Annotated in this window: 4 protein-coding genes and 1 pseudogene; all 5 read right to left on the reverse strand. The window is 65.7% G+C overall.

The features are described from left to right. Positions 1-422 (reverse strand): hypothetical protein (locus J7359_RS19640; protein ID WP_209059842.1); only part of this gene is annotated, 422 nt, incomplete at its 3' end. Further along, entirely contained in the window at positions 419-742 is a 324-nt protein-coding gene (locus J7359_RS19645) for a hypothetical protein (RefSeq protein WP_209059844.1), read from the reverse strand. The genes J7359_RS19645 and J7359_RS19640, both read right to left, overlap by 4 nt. Before the next feature lie 11 nt (positions 743-753). Beyond that, positions 754-1,461, reverse strand: coding sequence for a hypothetical protein (locus J7359_RS19650; RefSeq protein WP_209059862.1), 708 nt, complete (start codon positions 1,459-1,461; stop codon positions 754-756). Between the two features lie 48 nt (positions 1,462-1,509). Next, a complete protein-coding gene (locus tag J7359_RS19655; protein WP_209059864.1) occupies positions 1,510-2,406 on the reverse strand; it encodes a hypothetical protein in 897 nt (298 codons plus the stop codon). Further along, positions 2,403-5,096: pseudogene (locus tag J7359_RS19660) on the reverse strand (hypothetical protein); the annotation flags it as partial. The pseudogene J7359_RS19660 and the gene J7359_RS19655, both read right to left, overlap by 4 nt.

Consider the following 5,096-nt stretch of genomic DNA (forward strand, 5'->3'; position numbering starts at 1 on the left):
CGCTGGACCGTCACCGTGACCGTCTCGGTCCTCGTGCCAGCGGCATTCGCGGCGGTCTCGGTGACGGAGACGACGCGGTTCGCGCCGGTGATCGGGGGCGTGTAGCTCAACTCGCTGAACTCGGCATCGACCACGCTGCCATCGACGCGCAGGACACGTGACACGGACATCGGCTCGTCGCCTGTATAGACGCCGGCCACGAAGGTGATCTCCGTTCCCTCGCTGACGCTGCTGGCCGATGCCGATGGCGCCGTGATCGTCGTGGGCGGCACCGGCGCGTCGCCCGCGTCGCCTTTCAGGATATCCCAGATCGGGCCGATATCGGGGATCTCGCCGGCCGCAACCAGGTCCCCGATCGTCTCTCCGCTCAGGGGAAGGTCGATGACCTGGGCGCTGAGGCCCATGTTGATGATCAGCTTCATTCGGGCGCCTCGGTGACATGTTCAAGGATCGGGATGGCGACAGTTGCCAGCTCGGGGATGTAGACGGTGAACCCGTTCCGCTCGACGCGCAGGTCGAGATGGTTCTCGCCGATCGGCCAATCGCTGGTGTCGGCCGAGAAGATGACGCACAGGAGATCCTGCCGTGGCGTGACCGTGACCGGCCGCAGCACGCCGCCGAGACGCGCCTCGCACCGGATATTGTCGGCGGGGAAGACCTGGTCCCACTCGGCCTGATCGAATGCGAGCGCGGCCCGCAAGGTCGCCCCTTGCTTCAGGCCCATGGCGATGACGTTCGGCATGACGATCTCCCTTAATACCAACGACCGATCGCCAGGACCGTAGCCCGTGATCCTGCGACGGCATTCGCATTTCCGGACTGGGTCCGGAACTGCAGCGAGATGGAGCTTGCGCTGCCGGTGCCGGCCGTCGTGATGGTGATCGCATCGCCGACGGCCGTGACGGCATTGCCGAGGACGACATCCGCATTCCCGGCAAATTGATGGGGATAGGTCCAGGGGTTGTTCACCAGGCCGATGGATTCCTGCACGGCACGGCATTCCAGCCGGCCCTCGGCTGTCTTGTAGTACTGCCCGTTGGCGTTCGCGCCGATCTCGGGGCGCCGATCCACGATCCAGCGTGTTCCGTCGAACACCGCCTCGGTCTCGACATCGGTCCGAATGTATCCGGCGGGCAGTGAGGCCCCGGTGACGGTCCGGCACTGCCGCGCGCCTGTGCCATCGAGATTGATCGTCGCGGACGCGGTGTTGGGTTGCGTGGCGCGGAAGCGGATCTTCGTGCCGATCTCGATCGACCCCGGCGGATAGCCCGCGGCAAGCACCAGCGCGTTCGCCGTGCTGCCGCCCTGGAGCGTCGCAAAACCCTTCGTCGAGAAGAGCTGCAGCGCGCTGTTCAGCTCCTGCCAGAACACCACCAGCCACGCGAGGAAGGCGTCCATGTAGGCTGAGAACGTACTGGGGTTATTCCGGTTCGGCGCCGGCGGCGGCGTGGTAAACGGCATGGCAAAACACCCGCGATCCGGCGGGCTCCCTTCCAATGGTTGCGGGGCTCAGAGCAGGCTTTCGACTTCCAGCGAGCCGAAGCTGTAGTTGGTGCTCAGTGGTACGGAAAAATCGCGATAGAAGCCGGGCACCGAGGTCGCGAACTGGTCGGTGCCGACCCCGGCATAGAACACCGCGACGGACGCCCGGATCCGCGACATGATCGACTGGATCCGCCGTGCATCCTCGGTCGGAAAGACGAAGCGGAAATCGACCGTGCGCGTGAAGCCGCGCTCGACCACGACCGCGCCCCCGAAATCGTCCCGCTCCTTGATCGAATAGTCCTGAAGACCGATGGCCGTATCCACCAAAGTGCGGCCGATCGGATGGTCCTGTCCGATCAGGATTTCCCCGACACTCGCGGTTCCTCCCGGTGCCGAGATCTGGATCGCCAGTGTGGCACCAGACCAGATCGGAAGATCGCGCAGGATGAGGTCCGGAGAACTGCTGATCTCGCCGAAGCAGTAGGACCAGGCGTCATGGACCGAAACCGTCTCGATCAGCGCGTGCGTCGCATCGTGGATGACACCGTCGATGGGATCGGTGACCGTCACCCTCAGCGATGCCGCATTCATCCCGAACACCGCGATCGCGTCGGTGGTCCGGCCAAGCGTCAGCTCGTACCGGATGCTGTCGGCGTTCGTGGCCGGATCGGCGAGGCCCAGGTCAAAGGCCCGCCAACGGTTCGTGGCCGAGACCTCGACCCACCATTCGCCGATATCGTCCGCAGCGGGGTTGTGGCCCGTGTTGCCGCCCTGCACGCTCTCAAAGATCTTGTGGCTGCGGATCACGCGATCACCGTTGCCGTAGGTCGTGCCCGCATCCCAGCCCGGATGATCGTCCTCGGGGACATTGCTGCTGATCAGCATCGCAGGTGTGATCCGCACCGGCTCGATGATGTTCACGGGGCCACCTCATCGGTCGGAAATCCCACGGCCATACCCCGCGCGATGTCGCGTTGGATCTTCCGGGTGTTCTCGGCGGTGGCCATGGCGAGCTGCCGGTGTTCCTCGCGCAGCGCCTTCATCTCCGACCACAGCTTGCCGATCGCCTGAACGACCTCCCGGTTATCCAGCATCTTGCGTGTCTCGCTCGGATTGTAGATCCGCGATGGTGCCACCAGCTCGAGGTCCCGTTCGCCGACATAGGCGGGCCCGCCGCCATGCATCCCACCGGTCGCGAACGCAGGGAAGTTGTTCCATTTGATCCAGTTCTCGGCAGTCCCCTTGGGTGGGTTGTAGTAGCCCGAGAGGATCTTCGTGCCGCCCAACGGTCCACGGATGGTAAACCCGGTATGGTCGCGCCCGGAACCCGTGAGGCGTTCCGAGATCTTGTAGTCCGACAGATCGTATTTCTTGACCTTCGAAGGCTTGGGCTTCGGGTTCAGTCGATCGAGATAGGCCTGTTCCTTCTTGCCGGTCGGATCGTAGACCGTGCCCTTCAGAAGATCACCGTCGTCGAAGTTCGCAAGGCGGCGGCGCACCTGGTTGGTCGACAGGCCGGACGTGTCGATCCCGGCGATCTTCGCCATGCGCGCCAGGTCGGTATCGTCGACGAAGTGCTTGCCGGCCTTGTTCGCGGTCAGATCGCCGACATAGTCGTTCAGCCGACCGACGCGCTTTGCGTGAACCTTGCGCGCCGTCTCGGCGCGGATCGCATCGCGCAGTTCTCCCAGCACACCGCGCAGCACATCCATGCTCTTCGACAATCCGCTTCCGCCGGTGAGCTCCGCGGTGATCGACGTTTCGCCCAGTGCATCGTTGAACCCGGCCACGATGATGCCTGCAGAACCGGACAGCCGCGCGATCCGGTGATCCAGGGCGCCGAGCCGATCCAGCAGTCGCGTGACGCCTTTCGAGGACATGCTGTTGCCATTGGAGATGGCCTCCTGGACACCTTCCAGGATCTCGATCTGCCTGCCCTGAAGCAGCGCGACACGATCGAGCACATCGGCGTTGCGGTCGGTCTTGTCGGCGAACTTGTCCAGCGAGACGGAGACGCGCGCCTGCGCCAGCGCCGCTTCCACCCGGCTGCGCGCGGTATCGTTCACGCTGGAAAGATAGGTCCCGGCCGCACCGGTCAGGTTGCCGGCCGCCTCGATATCGCCCGCCCGCGCCGACGCAAGCGTCGTCATCCATTTCATCTGGTGCCAGGCCCGCGCCTGCTGGTCGCTGATCAGCGCCGAGGCGGTGCCCCGCAGCTTGTCCAGGTAGTCCCGGATCCCTGCCCCCGCCTTGCGCCAATCGGCCGCGGCCGACTGGTTGGCACGCACCGCCTCGCCCAGATCGTCGATGACGATGCCGATCTGATCCAGCACCCGGCTGCGCAGCGTCTCCATTTGGCGGGTCAGTCCGGCAGCGGCAGGCAGGATCATGTCGAAGGCGCCCGCAAGGCTGATCAGCGCGGCATAGGTGTCCCGGCCCTTCTTGCCGGTCAGGTCCAGGCCTTCGACCAGGGCGCGGTATTCGTCGCGCGTCTCGGGCATCACGTGCCCCAACTCGGCGAGCGCATCCCGTGTCTGGCGCGTGGTCGTGCGCAGACGCTCCGCCTCGGTGTAGAACGAGGTGTAGAATTGCTGCGTGGCCGAGGTCATGGCATCAAGACCGCCAAAGGCATCGGCCAGCTGCGAGGCCATGTCGGCCCCCCGCAGCCCCACGGCGTGGAAACGGTGACCCAGCGTGTCCATGATCCCGTTGACGCCGATCAGCGACTGCGCGAGGCGCGAGATCGCGTCGGAGGCGCCTTCCCCATCCCGGGTCAGCCGCCGCAGCCCCGGAACCATGCCTGCGAAGTCATCGCCCAAACCGGCGATCGCCTCCTGCACGGCTTTCAGCGCCTCTTCGTCGCTCATGCCCCTGGTGCTGACCTCGAGCGTATGCGCGAAGCCCTCGAATGTCCGCGCCCCGAAGCCCAGAACGGACGCCGCATCGAGGACGCCGTTCTGCAGCGTGCCCACAGCCTGCGCGATCGAGCGCTGTGTCGCCTTGTCGGCCTGCTCATAATAGGTCCGCACCGATTTGGAGAGGCCCCAGAACCGCTTCTTCTCGACCTTGTTGAAGGTCTCGGTCAGCGTCTCCATCCCGTCGACGGTCACGCGCAGACCCGCATCGAGCTGCTTGGTCTTGGTCTTGAAGAAGCTGAACACCGCCGCCACGGCCGCCACCGGCAGGGCGATCGCCCCGATGGCGGTCCCGAGGCCGGCAAGGCCCGAGGTGGCACCGCTCAGCGCCGATCCGATGGCGCCGATGCCGCCCGACAGGCCGCCACCGGCCAAACCGCTGATGACGCTCGACGCACCACCCCAAAGGCCACCGCCAAAGGCGGACAGACCGCTTGTGATCCCGCCCAGGATCCCGCCGCCGCCGACAGGTGCCCCGGCCGCGCCGAGCGCGCGCGAGAGCGCATCGCCCCCGCCGACCAGTCCCCCGATCCCGCCGAAGCTTGCCCCCATGTTGACGACGATCCGGTTCTTGAGCGCCATGGCGATCATCTCCGACAGCCAGCGCTTGAACATCGACTTGATGCTGTCGATCGTCCCCGAGAAGCCGCTCAGAAGCCCCTCAGACAGCGTGTCGACAAGATCTCCGGCCAGCGG

Origin of the sequence: Paracoccus sp. R12_2 (assembly GCF_017744015.1) — a bacterium.
Lineage (GTDB): Bacteria > Pseudomonadota > Alphaproteobacteria > Rhodobacterales > Rhodobacteraceae > Paracoccus.

What these genes read in the sequence shown, in the direction of transcription:
- J7359_RS19645 (WP_209059844.1), bottom strand. Translation starts at nt 742, where the DNA reads ATGCCGAACGTCATCGCCATGGGCCTGAAGCAAGGGGCGACCTTGCGG.
- J7359_RS19650 (WP_209059862.1), bottom strand. Translation starts at nt 1,461, where the DNA reads ATGCCGTTTACCACGCCGCCGCCGGCGCCGAACCGGAATAACCCCAGT.